The organism is Sphingopyxis sp. RIFCSPHIGHO2_12_FULL_65_19, assembly GCF_001830555.1.
Lineage (GTDB): Bacteria > Pseudomonadota > Alphaproteobacteria > Sphingomonadales > Sphingomonadaceae > Sphingopyxis.
In genome coordinates this window covers 63,685-83,869 of record NZ_MIAM01000006.1, presented here as the reverse complement: position 1 = coordinate 83,869, position 20,185 = coordinate 63,685, and the positions used below count along the sequence as shown (strand labels likewise).

Genomic DNA, 20,185 nt, shown 5'->3' with positions numbered 1-20,185 from the left:
CGGGGGGAGCAGCGTCTGTGACACGATATTCGGCGTGGTCACTCGTGCGCGCGGGTTTCTCCGGACAACGGACATGGGCGCCCGCTTGGCGCGATGCGGCGCCCCGAAAACGCTATCAGGCCGTCATCATCGGCGGCGGCGGCCATGGGCTGGCAACCGCTTATTATCTCGCCCGCAAGCATGGCATCCGCGACATCGCGGTGCTTGAGCGGGGATGGATCGGGGGCGGCAACACCGGGCGAAACACGACGGTCATCCGCTCCAATTATTTTTTTCCGCAAAGCGCGCGCTTCTATGACTTTGCGCTGACCCTCTACGAAGGCCTGTCGCGCGAACTCAATTACAACATCATGTTTTCGCAGCGCGGCATGTGGAGCTTCGCGCATGATCGGCACGGCGTCGAAATGCTGCGCCGGTCGGTGAACGCGATGCAACTGAACGGCGTCGATGCCGAATATCATGATGGCGATACGGTGCGGCGGCGCATTCCCGGCCTCAACCCGTCGCCGCGCTTTCCCATCCTGGCCGGCCTGCTTCAGCCGCGCGGGGGCACCGCACGCCACGACGCCGTCGCCTGGGGATATGCGCGCGCCGCCGATGGGCTGGGCGTCGACATCATCCAGAATTGCGACGTCACCGGCTTTGACATCCGCGAAGGCCGTGTCGTCGGCGTCCAGACCACGCGCGGCAATATCGCCACAGAATGCGTCGGCATGGCGGTCGCGGGGCACAGCGGGGTGATGGCAGAGCGGGCGGGCTTTCGGCTGCCGATCATATCCTATGCGCTCCAGGCGTTCGTGTCCGAACCGCTCAAACCCGTACTCGACACCGTCGTCCTCGCGCCATCGACCGGCACCTACCTCAGCCAGTCGGACAAGGGCGAACTGGTCATCGGCAGTGCGCTCGACCTGTTCCCTTCCTATGCGCAGCGCGGCAGCCTGCCCGTGCTCGAACAGACCGCTGCGGGGCTGATCGACCTGTTCCCGCAATTCTCGCGCGTTCGATTGTTGCGGCAATGGGCAGGCATCGTCGACGTGGTGTCCGATTCAACGCCGATCCTCGGCGAAAGTCCGGTAAAAGGACTCTACCTGAATTGCGGCTGGGGCACCGGCGGTTTCAAGGCCATCCCCGCCGGCGGCTTTTGCCTGGCGCACCATATGGCGACCGGCGCGGCCCATCCGCTTGCCGCTGCCTTTTCCCTCGACCGTTTCCGAACCGGCGCGTTGATCGACGAAGCGGCGGCGTCGGGCATCGCACATTGAGGTTCCTATGCTGTTGATCCCCTGTCCGTGGTGCGGGCCGCGAGCCGAAAACGAATATCGCTGTGGCGGCGAAAGCCCGATCGTGCGCCCCGCGGACCCCACCGCGACCGACGACGACGCGTGGGCAGACTATCTCTTCTATCGCGACAATGCGAAGGGGTTGAGCTTCGAGCGTTGGCATCATCAATGGGGCTGCGGCGTCTGGTTCAACGTTGCGCGCGATACGGTTTCACATCAAATCCTGGCGGTTTATGGCATCACCGATCCGCGCCCCCTGCTGGAATCGGGCGCATGAGCGGCTATCGGCTGGACCATGGCGGCGACATCGACCGCGACCGCCCGATCCGCTTTCGATGGGAGGGCAGACATTACACCGGCTTTGTCGGGGACACGCTGGCGTCCGCCCTGCTGGCGTCGGGTGTGCGCATGGTCGGTCGCAGTTTCAAATATCACCGCCCGCGCGGCCTGATCGCCGCCGGCCTCGACGAGCCCAATTTCATCGTCCAGCTCGGCCGCGGCGCGCGCACGACCCCGAACCTGAAAGCCCCCTATGTCGAGCTTTACGAGGGGCTGGATGCCGCCCCCGTGAATGCGTGGCCCAGCCTTCGCCTTGACCTGCTGGCGGTCAACGAGCTCTTCAAAAGATTCATCCCGGCGGCTTTCTATTACAAAAGCTTCATGTGGCCCAACTGGGGACTGTTCGAGCCGCTGATCCGCAAGGCGGCGGGACTCGGCACCGCACCCGCGCTTGCCGACCCGGACCATTATGCGCAGACCTCGGCGCATATCGACACGCTGATCGTCGGCGGCGGCATCGCGGGACTGGCGGCGGCGCACCATGCGGCGACATCGGGGCAGTCGGTGATGCTGGTAACGGGCGGCCGGCATTGGGGCGGCCGACTTGCCGGCACCAGCGACATGGTCGAGGGCAAGCCCGCGCGCATCTGGATCAAGGATGTGCTGCGCACGCTGGGCGCGATGCCCAATGTGACGCTGATGACGCGCACGATTGCGACGGGCCATTTCGACCATGGCATGGTCAGCCTGTGCGAACGCCTGACCGATCACCTGCCGCCGACCGAAGGTTCGGGGCCGCGCCAGCGATTGTGGCGCGTGCGGGCCGGGGAATTGATCCTTGCCACCGGGGCGATCGAACGCCCGCTCGTCTTTCGCGGCAACGACCGGCCCGGCGTCATGCTGGCAGGCGCGGCGCGCGCCTATCTGCATCGCCACGGCGTCGTCGCGGGGGAGGACGTCGTCGTAGCGACCACCAACGACAGCGCCTGGTACGCCGCTTTCGATCTGGCAGAGGCCGGTGCGCAGATCGTCGGCATCGTCGATGTCCGTGCGGCCCCGTCCCCAGCGCTCATCGAACGCGCGCAGCGGCTGGGCATCGCCCTTTACCTGGGCATGGCCCCCGCCGAGGCGCTGGGCCGGCGCGCGGTGCGGGCGGTCCGGATCGGACGGATCAGCCATTCGGGGCGGATCGAGGGGGCGACCCGGACGCTGCGGTGCGACCTGTTGCTGATGGCGGGAGGCTGGAGCCCGGCGGTGCATCTGCATTCGCAGGCCGGCGGACGATTGCACTTCGATCGCCGCCTGAACGGCTTTGTCCCGGAACCGGCGGGCGGCTATCGCTGTATCGGCGGGGCGGCGGGCGATTTTGCGCGCTACAGCACGCTCGCCGCAGCGCGCGGGCAAACCGCCGAACAACGGCACGGCCCGATCCATGCGACGCTGTGGTCGATCTCGCAAAACGGGGCGCCCGACGCCCAGGCCTGGGTGGATTTCCAGAACGACGTGACCGCGGGCGACATCGCGCTCGCGGCGCGCGAGAACTTCCGCTCGGTCGAGCATCTCAAACGCTATACCACGCTGGGCATGGCATCCGACCAGGGCAAGACGTCGAATGTCAACGGCATCGGCATCCTCGGCGACCTGCTGGGAAAACCCATCGAAGCGATCGGAACGACAAAGTTTCGCCCGCCCTATGACCCGACCCCTTTCGGTGTGTTTGCGGGGCATCGGGTCGGCGACGGCCTTCGCCCGCGCCGCCATCTGGCACGCCACGACTGGCATGTGGCGCGCGGCGCGGCACTCGACGAATATGGCGGCTGGATGCGTCCCGCGGCTTATCCGCAAACCGGCGAAAGCGAAGCCGATGCCGTCCATCGCGAGGTGCTGGCGGTGCGCAGCGGCGTCGGCATTTTCGAGGCGTCACCGCTCGGCAAGATCGAAGTGAAGGGGCCGGATGCCGCGGCGTTCCTGGACCGCATGTATGTGAACCGGATCAGCACGCTGAAACCCGGTCGCTGCCGTTATGCGATCATGCTCGGCGAAAATGGCACCGTGTTCGACGACGGCGTGGTAACGCGGCTGGCCGACGATCATTTCCTGGTCGGCACGACCAGCGGCCACGCCGCCGCCGTCACCGAAGCGTTTCGAGAATGGCTGCGCTGCGAATGGACGACGATGCGCGTTCTGGTGGAGGATGTCACGGCTTGCTGGGCCGTCGCGAACATCGCCGGACCAAAGGCGCGCGCCCTCTTCCGCGCCTTGCCGACCGACATCGACGCATCGGGCGACGCCTTCCCGCACATGACCGCGCGTATCGGCCATATCGGCGGCGCACCCGCCCGTGTCGCACGCGTCAGCTTCACCGGCGAGCTTTCCTATGAAATCGCGGTGCCCTGGCGGCGGGCCGGAGATTTGTGGGACGCGCTTGTCACGGCCGGCGCTGCGCACGCGCTCACGCCGTTCGGGGTCGAGGCGTTGATGACGATGCGAATCGAAAAGGGGTTTCTTCACGTCGGCGCGGACACCGACGGGACGACGCTGCCGCAGGACATCGGCTTTGGAGAGATCATGCGCAAAAAGACCGATGACTTCGTCGGCCGTCGCTCCGCGCATCGCCCCGACGGCTTGCGCCCCGACCGGCGCAGCCTGGTCGGCCTCGAAACAACCGATGGCAATGCCGCCCCGCTGACGATCGGCGCGCACATCCTCCCCGCCGGAACCGGGCAGCCCCGGCCCAGCGACGGCTGGGTTACATCGAGTGCATGGTCGCCGACGCTGGGCGTGCCGCTGGCGCTTGCGATGGTCGAGCGTGGACAGGCGCGAATGGGCGAAACTGTCCCCATATGGGATCTCGGCAACTGGCGCGAAGCCCGCATCACCGACCTTTGCCGATATGACCGCGAAGGAACGCGGCTCGATGGCTGACCTGTCGCCTCCCCCCGGCTGGTGCCGGATCGACCCCGATCTGGCGGTGGCAAAGGTTCAGGTCTGCGGTGCTGCCGATGCGCCCGCCCGGCTTTCCGCGGCCCTCGGCATCCCGCCGCCCGCCGCGAACCGATACAGCGCGAACAGCGACATCGCACTGGCCGCCATCGCGCCGGGTGAATGGCTGCTCACCGGCAGCGCGGACGGCGTCGCATGGGCGCTCGAACGGGCCGAGGCGGCGCTCGGCGAGGACACGCTGCTGGCGCTCGATGTCACCGACGGCCTGGTCGCGCTGCGGCTCGAAGGCGCGGCGGGCACCGCCTGCCTCGCGGCCTTCACCCCGCTCGACCTGCGTCCGCAGGCGCTGCCGGTCGGCGCAGCGGTCCGGACCCGCTTCGGCGACGTCGGCCTGTTCGTCGCGCGCACCGGCGACGCCCCAGCCTATCTGCTGCTCGCGGAGCAAAGCTATGCGCCCTACATTCTCCACCTCATCGGCCAAGGCGCCCGTTCCGCCTGATCCCGCGCATAAAGAACGACAATGGTGCGCTGCTACTGGCGAGGAGCCGGTATAATTGGTGGTTCATTTGGCTGACGGCGAGGGCAAGCTCGCCGCAAGTAAAATTCTAACAGCTACTTACCTGTCAGGCTATCTTGGGTCGCATGCGATCGCGCAAAGGCTTGAGATAGGTCCGCCCCACCCGCACTTCGGCGCCCGACCGGAGTAGCACATGCACATTACCATAGCCCCGGTCGCGGATCGATTCGATGCAGTCGAGCCGGACCAGTGCGGAACGCCGGACACGAATGAAACGTTCGCTACCCAGTCGGTCACTCAACGCTGCCATCGTGCTCCGAAGCAGGAAAGCGCGCTCGTGATTATGGATGTGGACATAATCGCGTTCCGATTCCACCCACTGGATCTCGCGCGCGAGCAAGCGGACATATTTGTCGCCGCGCTGTGCCCATATCTCCTGATCGTCGCTGTCATACCCGGCAGCCACGGTCGATCCCCGAAGCTCGTCCACGACACGCCGGAGATGCGCGACATGGTGCGATGCCCGTTCCTGTTGAATCCGTAGACGGGCATGGTCGAACGCGATCGAAAGCCTGTCGGCCCGCAACGGCTTCATAATATAATCGACGGCACGCGTTTCAAACGCGCGCACGGCATGTTGGTTGAACGCGGTAATGAAAATGATCTGTGGAACATGGCCGCCGATATGCAATAATTGTTCCGCCAGCTCGATCCCGCTGAGCCCCGCCATCTGGATATCCAGCAACAGCACGTCGGGTTGCAATTGGTCAATCTGGGTCAATGCATCCAGCGGATCCTGGTTCGTCGCGACGAGTTCCGCGTCGCCGATCTCTTTCATCAGCAAAGCGATACGGCGCAGCGCCAGATCTTCATCGTCGACCGCCATGACCTTCAGAAACGTCATCATGCCTCCACAAAGCGCCGTGTTGCTTCCACGCTCGGCGGAATAAGGACAAGTTGCGGCTCGCTGGTTGTCCATTTAAGCGATGAAACATCGGGCAACACCGTTGCGGCCAGATCGCGGCAATTCCGTATATTCAAAATGCGATTGCGAAATGCAATCATTTGGTGCGAGCGACAATTCGATATTTCTGCGCGGATGAAGGCGATATGGCCCGGCGAACCCGATTACGGAGGACGAAACAGATGTTCATGTGGAACCGGCAGCAATCTCCCGAGCTGCGGCTGACATTTCAACTTTCGATAGTCCTGTGGCTCGCATCAAGCACCGTCGTCACCATCGGGGCAATCTTCGTTGGTCAGATGAACACGATAAGCGCGTATCTGACGGTACCCGTCACGGTCAGCACGGCCGCAGGAATTGCGACACTGCTCTATGGACCGATCCGCCTTTTGCAGGAAAGGCGCGCGGTCATCGCTTTGGCGGGCGTCATGGCCGCCATCCTGGTCGCATCGATACTACAGACGGCTGCCGACTATGGCACGCACGCGCTTTTTGCACAGATATTCCCGGATCACGCCATGCCGCAGACCGACCTGAAATATCTGGGGATCACATGGGTCGTTTATTTCGCGCTTTACGCCTGCAACGCTGCGTTGCTCTGGCTGTCGGTGGTTGCCCAGCAATCAAAAGCACGGGAAATCGCGCTGAGCCAGACCGAGCGGGATCTGGCTTTGGCAGAAACGCGTCGTACGCAGGCCGAACTCAAGATGCTGCGCCTGCAGCTCGACCCCCACTTCATGGTCAATTCGCTCAGCGCCATTTCCACACTCGCCCTCACCGACGACGGCCCGCGAGCATCAGAGATGGCGGATAACCTGGCCGACTTTCTGCGCTTTTCGCTGGAGCGCTCGGATGGTGCGGAACAACCGCTGCTTGACGAGATTGCGCTGGTGCGCGCCTATCTGAACGTCGAACGGGTCCGATTTGGCGATCGGCTCAGCATCGATGTGACGTGCCCGGACGATCTTGGAAATGCGGTGGTCCCCAGTTTCATCCTCCAGCCGCTGGTAGAAAACGCAATGAAGCATGGGTTCAACAGCGCGATCGGGAATATGACCCTGACCATTGCGGCGCGCGAGAGGAACGGCGACCTGATACTGACGGTCGACGATCACGCCGCGCAGCGGCGCGCGGCGCCAAAGACATCGGGTTTTGGTATCGGCCTTGCCAATACGCGTGAGCGGCTAGGAACGATGTATGGCCCCGACGCCGAATTGATGACAACGCAGTTGAACGAAGGGTTTAGATCCGAAATCCGCCTTCCCATCAAACGAACCATCCGCCAGCTCCGCGAAACCCGCATCACCGAACCCGCATAGCGACCGAAGAGCCGGGCGCGGTGCCCAGCATTGTTCCGAAGTGGTGCACCCGACAGGATTCGAACCTGTGGCCCCCAGATTAGGAAATGGGAGGGCCGCGGTTCGCCGCGGTATCCAACCGTGTCCGTTTCTACGAAATATGTAATTTTATCTGGTATTTAAGCTACGAACTCGTATTCTCGTTTTCGCCACAGCTTTCTTTGTGGTGATTGCGGTGTGATTGCTATGACTGTTGGAAAGATCGCAAAGACGAGTGTCGACTCGCTGTCGAAAGGCCCACGAGACACCTTCCTATGGGACACAGAATGTAAGGGGTTCGGCGTCAAGGTAACGCCCGAGGGTCGGCGGATTTACGTTCTTCAATATCGAATGGGTGGGCGAACGACGCCAACCAGGAGATACAAGATTGGCCAGCATGGAAGCGGATGGACGCCAGAGCTGGCTCGAAGAGAAGCCAACCGCCTCCTTGTCCTCATTGCGCAGGGCATCGACCCCGCTGAAGAAAAACGGCGCAGGCATTACGTCGCGAGCGAACTGACGTTTAGCGCGGTCGCTGATCGGTTCGAAGAAAAGGGCCTTGAAGGCTTGCGCGAAAAGACTCGCGAATTCTTCAAATCGACCCTGAGAATCTATCTCCGCCCCAAATTAGGCAAGCGTCCGTTACCCGCTATCCAGGGTAGCGAGATTTTTTCGGTCCTCGATGGCCTTTCGACGCACAGTCCCGCGCTGCGACGGAATGTTTTCGCCGTTGCTCGCAGGATGATGCGGTGGGCCAAAGGCCGTGGCATTATTGACCGTAATCCTCTCGAAGGCTTCGAGGTACCCGCCGCCGCTCCGAGCCGGGATCGCGTGTTAAACGATCACGAATTGAAGCTGGTCTGGACCGCTAGCGAGGAACTCGGAGCGATATTTTGCGGGCTCGTCCGGCTGCTGCTTCTTACCGGCCAGCGCCGCGACGAGGTCGCCGGGCTGGAGTGGCAAGAACTGGATCGAGCCCGGGCAGAGTGGATACTGCCTTCGGCCCGGGCAAAGAATGGCAAAGAGCACCTTATTCCCCTGTCTAAACAAGTCATCGCCGAACTGGACGCCCTGGCAGGAAGCGCATCTTGGCCACGAAAAGGCTTTGTCTTGACGACCGATGGCGGAAAATCGCGCGTATCCGGCTTCTCGCGGTGCAAACGCAAATTGGATGAGCAGGTACGTGACCTTGTTGAAGATGACGCGGCGCCCGTCACCGCGTGGCGATTTCACGACCTACGGCGATCGGTTGCAACGGGTCTGCAACGCCTTCGCGTTTCTAGCGAGTGGATCGAGGCCGTACAGAACCGGCGAAAGGCGGGAGTCGCGGGCACGTATCAGCGCTATGAGTATGCGGACGAAAAGCGCGAAGCGTTGAACACGTGGGGTCGGCACGTAGCGAGAATAGTTCACGATGCCCGCGAACCTCGGCCAGTTGAACTGGCTGACGCGTCGTAAATGACCATAATTGGCCGATCGCGGACCGGCGGCTTCTAGGCGGCGAACATAGAGAAGCGGACGTTCGCAGCCCGTGGAGCGAGAGTGACAGCACGTGACCGGTAGCGGTCGCCGCGTTCTTTTCTTTTTCATCATCCCCGCGAAAGCGGGACCCAGGGCGTGCGTCGGCTTACTCCACACTGGGTTCCCGCGTTCACGGGCACACCATTGTTATAACTCACTGGAGATCACCATCTAAAGCTCTTTTAAGGGCAAAGAACGGCTGTTTTGCGCCTCTAGTAGGACATTTGACGACGTTTGCGTTGCGCCCAAAAGTCGGCCTTTCATGGACAGGGAGCGGCAAAAACTGGTGCGAACCGGTCGGGAACATGCTCCCCCTGAAATAGACCGATCATAAATAGAGTCCGGCGCAAAAGTCAGACGGATGTAAGCCGAAAGCTTTTCTCGGAATCCGGGTTTGAGAAGGCGGCTCAAACGCACCCAAAGATTGTCAGACGGCATACTTGAGATAGGTCAAGCTATCACCGATCACGCGGTGGAGCCGAGTGTAAACCCCGACGAGCGTCAGAGGCGCCGCGCGCAGTCCACCAGACCCGCCTTGGCGCAGCGTGGCCCGAGCCCAGCCAGTCATCATAAGCCAATAAATCAAGATGGATGTGGTCACGAAGCTATTGTCGGGCGCGGCCTTCGGCGCCGACGTTGGCCATGCTATCGCGCAGCGCTTGCACCGGCTCGGCCAGAGCCGCCATCGGTACAAGCGATGTAGCCGCAGCCGACCGTGCCATGCTGGACGAGGTCGCCATGGCTGCGTAGCTTAAACCAAATGGCCTCCGGCAGTCCCGGCGCGGTTCAGTCCGCCGCGCTGACGGGAGCATCGATTAGCGCCAGGAGGCCGGGGCCGGATGTTTCCGAGCATCAGTGCCGTCAGTCATGACAGCCCGCAACTCAGTCTTCGCATCATACTCACCGGTGGCGTTTACCCCGCTCGCGCTGCCGTTCTGCGACCGCCGCGCTGCACCTCCTAATATGCACCAAAGTTATAGAACGGCCAACTGTAATCGCTTGTGCGGTCTTTGAATGCGGTTTCAAATACATCCAGATTAGCCGACGCGCCGAGCGCGCCGGCATTCCGATCAGTCTGTGGGACTGTTTCACAATCACGTTGTGCCGATTGGCGGAGCGGGAAGCAAAAGGCCGCGGGCGCATCCTGGGTGCACCTGCGGTTAGACGGAGAGAGCAAGAGGAGTACCGAATGACCGAACAAAAAGTAACGCACGCTGGCTTCAAACTGGCGCTGCTCGCGACCGCGAGCCTGCTGGGAACAACGCCGGCGTTTGCGCAGACCGCCGCCGCGGCCGACGCAGATGAGGCACAGGGCGAGGACATCATCGTTACGGGCTCCCGTGTCGCCCGTTCGGGTTTCAGCGCACCCACCCCGACCACCGTTCTGGGTACCGAGGAATTCGAGAAGGTAGCAGCGCCGAACCTGGCCGATGTCGTCAATCAGATGCCGGCGGTCCGCCCCTCGCTGACTCCCTCGAGCTCGACCAACAACTCGCAATATGCCGGCGGCAACTATCTCGATCTGCGCGGCCTCGGCTTTAACCGCACGCTCGTGCTAGTCGATGGCAAGCGTTTCGTTCCGGCCCAGATCCAGGGTCCGGTCGACATCAACGCCATCCCGCAGGCGCTGATCGGCAGCATCGACATCGTCACCGGCGGCGCCTCCGCGGCGTGGGGTTCCGATGCCGTTGCCGGCGTCGTCAACTTCAAGTTCGACCACAAGCTCGAAGGCTTCAAGGGCAGCGTTCAGGCCGGCATCACAGACCATAACGACCACCGCAACTATCTCGCTTCCATTGCCTACGGCCGTGGCTTTGCCGATGGTCGCGGCAAGCTGCTGCTCGCCGGCGAAATCGCGCAGAATAGCGGCATCGCGCGCCAGGGCGACCGCGACTGGGGCGACCAAGGCTGGGGCATCATCGCGAATCCCGCCTACACCTCGACCAACCAGGAGCCTCGCAACCTCCTCGTCGCCGACGCGCGCTCCGCCAACCTCTCGTACGGCGGCGTCATCAACTCCGGCCCGCTGGCTGGTTATCATTTCGCTCCGGACGGCACGCTGATTCCGTTCCGCTACGGAAGCCTCCGCACTGCAACCGGTATGGTTGGCGGCGACGGAGCCTCCGGATCCCGCGACCTTGTTCTCGAAGTGCCGCTGAAGCGCCGCAGCGCCTACGGCCGCCTCTCGTTCGAGGCCACCGATTCGATCACGGCCTACGCCGAGGCCTCTTGGGCGCAGTCCAAGACCGATCACCCCGGCCTTACCCGCACCGATAACGCAATCGCCATCAGCATCGAAAACCCGTTCCTTCAGGAATCGGTTCGCGGTGCCATGGTGGATGCCGGCATCGATCGTTTCACGATGGGCCGGTACAGCCGCGATTACGGCCGGGGCATGAACCACATCCGCTCCGAGACCACCCGCTTTGTCGGCGGCCTCGAGGGTGAGTTCGGTGGCGGCTGGAGCTGGGACGCTTATTATACCCGCGGCCAGACCAAGAACCGTCACCGCGGCTCCAACGCGCGTATCAATGCCAATTACCTTTTCGCAGTGGATGCTGTCACGGATCCGGTGACCGGCGCCGCCGTCTGCCGCAACCTTGCCGCGCGCGCAGCGGGCTGCGTGCCGATCAATCTGTTCGGTGACGGAGCACCCTCACCCGAGGCGATCGATTATGTGACTGGCGAAACCTGGCGCGTGTGGGACCTTACGCAGGATGCGGCGGCGGTCACGCTTCGCGGCGAGCCCTTCTCGACCTGGGCCGGGCCGGTTTCGCTCGCCATGGGCGCAGAGTGGCGCCACGAGACGGCGGACGTGACTTCGGATCCGCTCTCGGCGGCGGGCTCCTTCTCGACCGGCAACACCGTACCGTGGAAGGGCAAAGTCACCGTCAAGGAAGCGTTCGGCGAACTCGTCGTTCCCCTCGCTGCTGACCAGAGCTGGGCGGACTCGCTCGAGCTCAACGTCGCCGGCCGCCTGACCGACTACAGCACCTCGGGAACGGTCACGACCTGGAAGGTCGGCGGCACTTGGGAGGTCAACGACGACATCCGCTTCCGGGCGACACGCTCGCGCGACATCCGGGCGCCCAGCATGGCAGAACTCTTCTCGGGAGCGACGACTGCGCAGTTCAGCCCGTTCGACCCGGTGATCAACCAGTCGTACAGCGTCCAGACCCTCACCCGCGGCAACGTCAGCTTGCAACCGGAGAAAGCAGACACGCTCACCGCAGGCGTCGTGCTGAGCCCTGCTTTCGTGCCGAACCTCCGGGTCTCGATCGACTATTACGACATCAAGCTGAAGGATGCGATCCTTGCGCTCTCCGCTTCGTCGATCGTCGATCGCTGCTATCGTGATCAGCCACAGCTGTGCGGCCTGATCACCCGCGGAGCGGATGGGCGGATCGCCCAGGTGGAATCCTCGCCGCAGAACCTGCAGGCGGTCCATACGCGGGGCGTGGACATCGAAATTGCCTACCGCATGCCGGTGGCATCCGGCGATCTGTCGCTGCGTACGCTCGTGACGTATGTCGGCAAGATGACGCTGGATGACGGTCGGACCGTCACCGAGCTGGCCGGCTCCACTGACCAGCCGACCATCGCCAGCCTCGGCGGCACGCCGCACTGGCGCGCCAACGCCAATGCGACTTACGAAGCTGGGCCGACGACGCTCAGCCTCACCGGTCGCTATGTCGGTGGCGGCAACATCAACAACGCTTTCACCTTCAAGGATCTCGACGTGCTCGAGCACTCGGGCCGCCTCTACGTGGATCTGTCGGCGCAATATGCGATCATCGACGACGGTGACCGGAAGGTCTCCCTTTTCGCGGGTATCTCAAATCTGCTCGACAATGATCCACCGATCACTGGAACGGGTGGCTTCGCGACGGTGCGCTCGCTCTACGACGTAGTCGGCCGCACCTACACCGCGGGTGTTCGCTTCCGCTACTAAGCCTCGGGGCTGTGGTGCAGCATGGCGCCACAGCCCCACCTTATAAAAAAATCGTTCGGAGTGCAGTGATGCCCAAGGTCAAGATCATTTCCGTTCTCCTCGCAACGCTCGTTGCGACTCCCGCCCAGGCGATCGACGTCGCCAAGGTAAGGGAAATCATATCCGACCCTAAGGGCCTCGCTGCGCCCGGATGCGCGGCCGGCGCTTTTCGCGGAGGGAAGACTCTCTTCGTCACTGCGGCCGGCTCCGGCGACATAGAGAAGGGCAAACCGCTCGATGGCGACACTCTCTTTTATGCGGCTTCGGTCTCGAAGCAGTTTACCGCGCTCGCCGCGGCCAAGCTGATCGAGCAGAAAAAGCTGTCGCTCGACGACGATGTCCGCAAGTACCTCCCGGAACTCCCTGAATATGAAGTTCCGGTCACCGTTCGGATGCTCATGCTGCACACCGCCGGCATCCGCGATTCGCTCGAGCTGATCCGCCTCGCCGGAATCGACAGCGCAGCCGATACCGACAAGGCCACCGCGCTCAAACTGTTGTTCGCGCAGAAGAGCACCAACTTCACGCCCGGAATCGCCTACACCTACTCGAACGGCGGCTATCTGCTCCTCGCCGAAATCGTCGAGCGAGTCTCCGGCATGCCGTTCGCGGACTACGCCAAGAAGGCCATCCTTCGGCCGCTCGGAATGAAGCGCAGCTTCTTCATGAACGACGCCAAGCCCGGCGGGACTAACATCGCCCACGGCTACGTCCCGGTGGGCGAGGGGTTCGAGATTCGCGATACCTATCCGACCTTCAGCGGCTCCGGCGGGCTCATGGTCACCATCAACGATCTCGCCCGTTTCGACCGCGACATTGAGGTCGGCCACAAGGTCTGGACGCCAGCGGTCGCGAAGATCATGACGACGCCCGGCACCTTCACCAACGGTGAGCCCGCCCTCGAGGAGCGGACGGGGCTCGTCTATGGCGGCGGCCTGATGATCGGCAGCCGCAACGGCCAGTATTTCGTCCAGCACGGCGGTGGCGCCGAAGCGTTCAAGAACATGTACGCCCGCCTCCCCGAGCGGAAGCTCGGCGTAGCCGTGTTCTGCAACCGCGGCGACTGGGTGTCTCAGGATAAGGCCGACGAGATCATCGAAGTGATCGAGGGCGACATCCTGACGGCCGCGGATGCGTCCGCTGCTGCAAAGCCGGCCCTTGATGACCGCTATCTCTCGGATGAGCTCCAGGCGACCTACGACGTCAGCATCGTCGGCGATGAGCTGAAGGCCGTGGTCACGTCGCCCTACGCCCGCGCGCCGGGTGAGCCGCTCACCCTGAAGCGCAATCCAGACGGCTCGTTCGGCGGGCTCGGCACGCGGTTGATCTTCGACGAGGACGGTCAGGGCTTCACGATCAAATCCTCCCGGGTCCACGCGCTCCGTTTCCGCCGCGCCGACAGATCAAAAGACATCGGGGAGAACTCACAATGACTCTTTCCTCCACCACCTCCCGCGACCGCGGCGCGACGATGGCGAGCGCCCTCGGCTTGGGCGCGGCAATGATGTCGCTCGCCGCAGCGCAGCCGACGCAGGCCCAAGCTGTGCGAAACGCCGACTTGGTGATCCAGGGCGGCACCATTTACGATGGTTCGTCCCAGACGCCCGTAATCGGCGACCTCGCAATCTCGGGCGATAAAATCGTCTATGTCGGCGCCGCCGCAAAGAACCCGTATAAGGGTGCGAAGGTGATCGACGCGCGCGGCCTGGTCGTCGCGCCGGGCTTCATCGATCCGCACACCCATGCCGACACCTTCCTGACCGGCACCGAAGCAACCACCCGCCTCAACCTGCCGTGGATGATGCAGGGCGTGACGACAATCTTCACCGGCGTCGACGGCCACGGCCAGCCCGGCGGCAAGGTCGACATCGCCGGATTGTTCGACGGCATCGACCGGAACAAGTTCGGCGTCAACGTCGCCGCTTATGTCGGCTTCGGTGCGGTCCGTCGCGCCGTCATCGGCGACGCGGACCGAGCTCCTACAGGGCCAGAACTGGACAGGATGAAGCGCGTCGTCGCCGACGGCATGTGCCAAGGCGCGCTGGGCTTCTCCACCGGCCTCTTCTACGCGCCGCAGAGTTTCTCTAAGACGAACGAAGTCATCGCGATCGCGCGGGAAGCGGCCATTCGCGGCGGGATCTACGACAGCCACCAGCGCGATGAATCCTCATACACGATCGGCGTGGTGGACTCGACCAAGGAAGGCATCGAAATCGGCCGTGCCGCGGGCATGCCGGTCCACTTCGCGCACTTCAAGGCACTCGGCGTCGACGTGCACGGCAAGGGGCCCGAATTGATCGCCACGATCGAGAATGCACGAGCCGGAGGGCTCCAAGTCACTGCCGATCAATATCCGTGGGAAGCCTCCGGCTCCGGCCTCGAAGCCTCGCTGCTGCCGCGTTGGGCCGTCGACGGCGGCCGCGCGCCGATGCTCAAGCGCCTCGACGATCCCGCGGCCCTCGAAATGATCAAGGCCGAGATGCGCGACAATCTGCGCCGCCGCGGCGGGGCGAATTCTTTGCTGCTGACCGCCCCCAATCAGCCCTGGACGGGCAAGCGCCTCGACGAGGTCGCTCGAGAATGGAATTTCGAGCCGATCGATGCCGCACTGCGCATCATCCGCGAATCCGAGCGCGGCACCTCCGTCGTGTCGTTCAACATGGCCGAGAAAGACATCAAGTTGCTGATGAAGCAGTCTTGGGTCATGACGAGCTCCGATGGGTCCCACGGCCACCCGAGGATGTACGCCACCTTCCCGAGGAAGTACGCGAAATACGTTCTGGAAGAAAAGACGATCTCGATCGCCGAGTTCATCAACAGCAGCAGCGGCCAGACCGCAGACACGTTCAAGCTCGACCGCCGCGGCCACCTGCGCAACGGCTATTTCGCCGATGTCGTCGTGTTCGACCCAAAGAGCTACCGGCCCAAGGCCGACTATGTGAACCCCGAGATGCTGACGCTCGGCGTCCAGGCTCTGCTGGTCAACGGCGTCGTGGCCGTCGAGCGGGGCACTCCAACGGGCGCTGCCGCGGGTCGCGGGCTCAAGCACGTGCCGCCTGCTGGAAGCTGCTCTTAATCGTGGCGGCGGCCGCTTCGGCGGTTGCCAGCCGCGTCTGAGGAACTACGGCCGCATGGTGACCGGAGAGGTGACCTCCTGTGCGCATTCCGCGATGTCCGGTGCAGCGGAAGCCTTGCTCAAGGACGGTCGGCTTCGTTTAATTGAGAGGCGGCTCGACCTGCTGTCACCGAACGCCGCGAGCACGGTAAGCAAAGCCCTGCAACGAGTTATAGGAGCGCCGCCACATCCGACGCGAACGGTCGTGGTGGCTCAGTCCGGCGCGCTCCCGCTAGTGCTCGACATATGCCCGCACCGCGCGCGGCGTGGAATTTCAACTTTCGCCCGCGCGCTCTGGTGATCGCGCGGACGAGCGCGAACTGGCACGGCGCGTCGGCATCCATCCTGCAGCAACTCTACAGCCTCCCCGCCGCCGGAGCCGATGTCGCTTTGCGCCTCGCCGCCGGTGAGAGTCGCGACAGCATCGCCGTCGGCCGCGACGCAAGTCTCGGAACGGTGCGCGCGCAGATCAAATCGGTCTTCGCCAAATTTGGCGTCGGTCGTGAGGTGGAACTGGCAGCGATGCTCGGAAGTCCATTACACCGATAGAAGGCAATCCTGATCCGGGGCTCAATGGCGGTTAGACGAGCGAGGCCGCGTGTTCTGGCCGTTTACAGCCTGTCCGCTTTCAGGAGGCGAGCATCTCAAAGCCGACATACGCGACGGGGCGGGCGGGAGCATGAGCTAGGCATGCTTCAACGATCCTTCTGCGACCGAGTCAGCCGATCGAAGAAGATCAACAGGTCGAATGCCTGCCGTGGGCAGACGAGACTTTCAGTCGTATAATTGGCGCTCAGATGCTTCTCACGCGACAGCCACTGGGCTGGCAGACCCGTGGCCGAATGGATATCGACGAGGAAATGCTCTCGGCCAACGCGCGCCAATGCCGTGTCAATCTCACCCGGGCCGCCCGCGCCTTCGCCACGGGTCGGCGAGCTGGCAGCAATGATCAGGAGATCACGGCCAAGCGCGCGCCGCAAGTGGAATCCCATTGCGGCAGGGGGCTTGGCATAGACTGACCATATCCCGCCGCGCGTGCGCACGTTCATTATATGACCGTTATGCGCAAAAAGCAGTATCCGACCCTCAGGCCCTTCGCGGTGTAGTGCCCACATGGCATTGTCAGCCATGGCAGCCTCGCGCGCCGCATCGGCGCGATATTCGCCGGGCAACAGTCGGCCCCCAGGATCGGGGGTCTCGGACACCTCAAAGAGGACTTGAAGCTGCTGTGCCGCAACGATGTTTTGCCTGGCCCAATCGAAATCTTTTCGCGAGGACGCAGCGAGCAGAACCGCCCGATTTGAATCGAAGATTTCGAGGACGCGGACGAGCGAGCGGCGCAGCGCTGTACGCTCCTTGCCTGACAGCGCGCGGTAAGCCGGCGCCGAGAAGTGACCGAGAAAGGGGGCGATATCCTTGCGAACGCGCGCCGATTGGGCTGGCGCGGCGCGCGCCAGATAGGCGAGCCCATCGTCGAGCGTGATCCGCGCGCGCGCCCACGCCCCGTCGGCGTCACCGCCGCTCACATCGATGCCATAGACGGCGACCTTGCGCGTGTGCTGCGGGTCCAGATTATAGGCGCGGATCCATTCGAGCAGCTCGATATTCTCGGGATAACGCCAGAAGCCCCAGGTGAAGCCACGCCGCGCGACGTCGCGCACGTCGCCCCGTCCACCGGCAGCATAATCGTGGAGGCGGCGCGATTCATGAAGGCCGGATTCCAGCGCGATTGCGGTGAAACCCTGTTTCTCGACGAGGTAACGAAAGAGGCAGTTCCGGAAGGCGAGCGGCTCGTGCGCGCCATGCACCGGCTCCCCGAGTGCGACAATGCGCGCGCTGCCAATCCTTTTGGCCAGATTGGAATAGTCTGCACCTGAAAGGATCGATGAACAGACCGGCAGGTCGATTGCGTGGGTACGCGCCCATGCGACGAAAGCATCCTCGGCCGGCGTCGCGGCCGTGGCGGGTATCGCATTGAACAGCATCGCAAGGGCTGCTCCGATCCGCCACCCGAACCTCATGGCAGATCGATGCGGTACAATGGCACCCCGTTCAGGACGAGCCGCTCCGCCTTGCCCTCGACAACCGTATCGAACTGCAGCCACTCGGGCGCGTAGATCGGCGTTTCGAAACGGAAGCGGCCGGGACCATCCTCGACGAGCGGCATGGCGAGGCTGGAGTCGGCATAGGACATGGTGAGCTGCGCGCCGCGTGCATAGATACGGACGCTCGGTCCCTCTTCGCCATGCGCGGCATAGCGCCCGACAAGCGGGCGGTAGCCTGTCGGTGGGTCGGCGGACAGGGCCGCATTCTCGCGGGCATAAGTCGCATCGCCTTCGACGACCTCCGAGACCGCGCCGCTCGCGTCGCGGAAGAAAAGAAAAGCGCGCGGTCCGGCGGGGGTCAGATGCGCACCCCAAGCCTCGCGGGCGATCCGCGCAAGCATCAGCGTGCCGCCGCCGTCATCGACCAGCAAATCGCCCGACGGACCGCGACGGAATAGCAGCGCTCTCCCGCCCCGCCCGACGAAGCGACCCGCAAAACCTTCCGTCCCGCGCCACTGGAGATCAGGCAGCTGGTGCGGGGCGATATTGAACAGTCGCGCGACGATGCGTTCACGCAGCGTCCGGTCGGCAGGTCCGTTGCCGAGGATGACAATGCCGAGGCCCTGCTGAAGATGGACGGCGAAATAGGCCTGAAAGCCCATGATCGAGCCGGTGTGAAACAGCATCTGGCCGCGCTCGCCAATGTCGAAGCCAAAGCCATAATCGTCGCGGACCGGCGTGATGAGCCGGGCGAAAGCCCGTTCGGAGAGGATCCGCCTCTGCGGAGAATTGCCGCGTGTGAGCAGCATCCGGGCATAGGCGGTCATGTCGGGCGCGGTCGACACGATCGCCCCGTCGGCGGCGAGATGCTCGAACCACGGCGCCACGACGAGGTCGCCGTTGGGCGCACGCGCATAGCTCGTCGCCATCTTTCGCCGCAGCCGGTCGTCGATCTGCGGCGCGGTCGACGCCATGCCCAGCGGGTCCAGGATGCGACGCTGGAGGATCAACGGGAAAGGCGCCTTATCGACCGCTTCGGCCGCATAGCCGAGCAGTTGATAGCCCGAGTTGGAATACCAGAAATGCGCGCCGGGGGCGTAGCGTGGCTCGAAATCCTGGAGCGCGGTCACGAGGAATCGCATCGACGCAACATGCGCCAAATAATTGGGCAGTCCCGACGTGTGCGACATCAGCGCGCCGCCGGTGATGGGGGCAAAATCACTGCGCACCCGGAAATCGGGCAGGTAACGCGCTATCGGCGCGTCGGGATCGAAGCGGCCGTCGTCGGCCATCTGCATCAATGCGACCGCGGTGAAGGATTTCGAGATCGATCCGATCGCGAAGCGCGTATCGGGTGCCGCGGGTATCCGGCGGTCGACGTCGGCAAGACCGTGCGATGCGACCATCAGCATCCGGTCGCGGTCGGTCACCGCGACGACGAGCGCGGTATCACCCTCGGCCCCCTCGACCATCGCCCGGATGTCGGCGAGCGTGGCATCGCGTCGGGCATCGTCGCTCTCCTGTGCCGCCGCGGTCGCAGAAAAGCCGACCGCAAAGGCGGACAGGAGGAGCAGGCGGATCATGCGAGACACGCCTCAACCAGTCGTTCGAAGGCGGGTCCACCGCGCATCGGGTCGGCGACCGGGACGCCCCATTCGCGCGCCAGATCGGAAATCGCCCGCTCGGAGTCCTCGCCGGTCAGCCCGGCTGTGTTGAGCGATACGCCGGCGCAGCGGACATGCGCGTTGGTGAGTTGCGCCTGCTGCACCGTCACCTCGATCGCGCGACCGATCGACGGCAGCGGATAATCGGGCAGGCCGACGATCCGGTCTCGGCCATGCGCGTGGCAGAGGACAAGGACATCGGGTTGCGAGCCGTGAAGCAGTCCGAGCGACACCCCGGCGTAGGAAGGATGGAAGAGAGAGCCCTGCCCCTCGATCACATCCCAGTGCACGGGATCGGCGTCGGGGCTCAGCATCTCGGCGGCGCCCGCGACGAAATCGCTGACAACCGAGTCGACCGGGATACCCCGCCCCGCAATCATGATGCCCGTCTGTCCGGTCGCCCGGAAATCGGCATCGACCCCGCGCGCACGGAAGGCATCGGCAATCGCGAGGGCGGTATATTTCTTGCCCAGCGCGCAATCGGTGCCGACGGTAAGCAGCCGCTTGCCGCTCCGTCGTCGTCCTGTTG

Annotated in this window: 14 protein-coding genes; 10 read left to right on the top strand and 4 right to left on the bottom strand. The window is 63.7% G+C overall.

The window, feature by feature from the left end:
* The first annotated feature begins 17 nt into the window (after positions 1–17).
* Genes A3E77_RS01320 through A3E77_RS01305 form a run of 4 tightly spaced genes read left to right on the top strand, consistent with a single transcriptional unit; the run spans position 18 to position 5,001 of the window.
* A complete protein-coding gene (locus A3E77_RS01320; RefSeq protein ID WP_293643101.1) occupies positions 18–1,262 on the top strand; it encodes a sarcosine oxidase subunit beta family protein in 1,245 nt (414 codons plus the stop codon).
* A gap of 7 nt (positions 1,263–1,269) precedes the next feature.
* A complete protein-coding gene (locus A3E77_RS01315; protein WP_293643100.1) occupies positions 1,270–1,557 on the top strand; it encodes a sarcosine oxidase subunit delta in 288 nt (95 codons plus the stop codon).
* A complete protein-coding gene (locus A3E77_RS01310; RefSeq protein ID WP_293643099.1) occupies positions 1,554–4,484 on the top strand; it encodes a sarcosine oxidase subunit alpha family protein in 2,931 nt (976 codons plus the stop codon). The genes A3E77_RS01315 and A3E77_RS01310 overlap by 4 nt, the downstream gene beginning before the upstream one ends.
* Positions 4,477–5,001 (top strand): sarcosine oxidase subunit gamma, encoded by a 525-nt coding sequence (locus A3E77_RS01305; protein WP_293643098.1) that lies wholly within the window; start codon positions 4,477–4,479, stop codon positions 4,999–5,001. Before A3E77_RS01310 ends, A3E77_RS01305 begins: the two co-directional genes overlap by 8 nt.
* Positions 5,002–5,125: 124 nt before the next feature.
* Here A3E77_RS01305 and A3E77_RS01300 read toward each other — a convergent pair whose 3' ends face one another.
* Entirely contained in the window at positions 5,126–5,923 is a 798-nt protein-coding gene (locus tag A3E77_RS01300; protein ID WP_293643097.1) for a LytR/AlgR family response regulator transcription factor, read from the bottom strand.
* A 242-nt stretch (positions 5,924–6,165) separates the two neighbouring features.
* Here A3E77_RS01300 and A3E77_RS01295 point away from each other — a divergent pair, with 242 nt between their 5' ends.
* The 6 genes from A3E77_RS01295 to A3E77_RS01270 all read left to right on the top strand — a co-directional run bounded on the left by A3E77_RS01295 (position 6,166) and on the right by A3E77_RS01270 (position 16,496).
* A complete protein-coding gene (locus tag A3E77_RS01295) occupies positions 6,166–7,302 on the top strand; it encodes a sensor histidine kinase (protein ID WP_293643096.1) in 1,137 nt (378 codons plus the stop codon).
* 225 nt (positions 7,303–7,527) lie between these two features.
* Positions 7,528–8,778 carry a tyrosine-type recombinase/integrase gene (locus A3E77_RS01290; RefSeq protein ID WP_293643095.1) on the top strand — a complete coding sequence of 417 codons (1,251 nt, stop codon included), beginning with the start codon at positions 7,528–7,530 and terminating at the stop codon, positions 8,776–8,778.
* A gap of 1,252 nt (positions 8,779–10,030) precedes the next feature.
* Positions 10,031–12,793: a TonB-dependent receptor domain-containing protein gene (locus A3E77_RS01285; RefSeq protein ID WP_293643094.1), complete on the top strand. Its 2,763-nt coding sequence runs from the start codon at positions 10,031–10,033 to the stop codon at positions 12,791–12,793.
* Between the two features lie 68 nt (positions 12,794–12,861).
* Positions 12,862–14,265, top strand: a complete 1,404-nt coding sequence (locus tag A3E77_RS01280; RefSeq protein WP_293643093.1) for a serine hydrolase domain-containing protein — start codon at positions 12,862–12,864, stop codon at positions 14,263–14,265.
* Positions 14,262–15,908, top strand: coding sequence for an N-acyl-D-amino-acid deacylase family protein (locus A3E77_RS01275; RefSeq protein ID WP_293643092.1), 1,647 nt, complete (start codon positions 14,262–14,264; stop codon positions 15,906–15,908). Before A3E77_RS01280 ends, A3E77_RS01275 begins: the two co-directional genes overlap by 4 nt.
* Before the next feature lie 285 nt (positions 15,909–16,193).
* Positions 16,194–16,496, top strand: coding sequence for a helix-turn-helix transcriptional regulator (locus tag A3E77_RS01270; protein ID WP_293643091.1), 303 nt, complete (start codon positions 16,194–16,196; stop codon positions 16,494–16,496).
* A 146-nt stretch (positions 16,497–16,642) separates the two neighbouring features.
* Here the strand turns inward: A3E77_RS01270 and A3E77_RS01265 are convergent, their stop codons facing one another.
* The 3 genes from A3E77_RS01265 to A3E77_RS01255 all read right to left on the bottom strand — a co-directional run.
* On the bottom strand, positions 16,643–17,932 hold the full coding sequence (locus tag A3E77_RS01265; protein ID WP_293643090.1) for an erythromycin esterase family protein: 1,290 nt from the start codon (positions 17,930–17,932) through the stop codon (positions 16,643–16,645).
* 32 nt (positions 17,933–17,964) lie between these two features.
* Positions 17,965–19,575, bottom strand: coding sequence for a serine hydrolase domain-containing protein (locus A3E77_RS01260; protein WP_293643089.1), 1,611 nt, complete (start codon positions 19,573–19,575; stop codon positions 17,965–17,967).
* Positions 19,572–20,185: NAD-dependent epimerase/dehydratase family protein (locus A3E77_RS01255; protein ID WP_293643088.1), on the bottom strand; the 614-nt coding region annotated here is incomplete at its 5' end. The genes A3E77_RS01255 and A3E77_RS01260, both read right to left, overlap by 4 nt.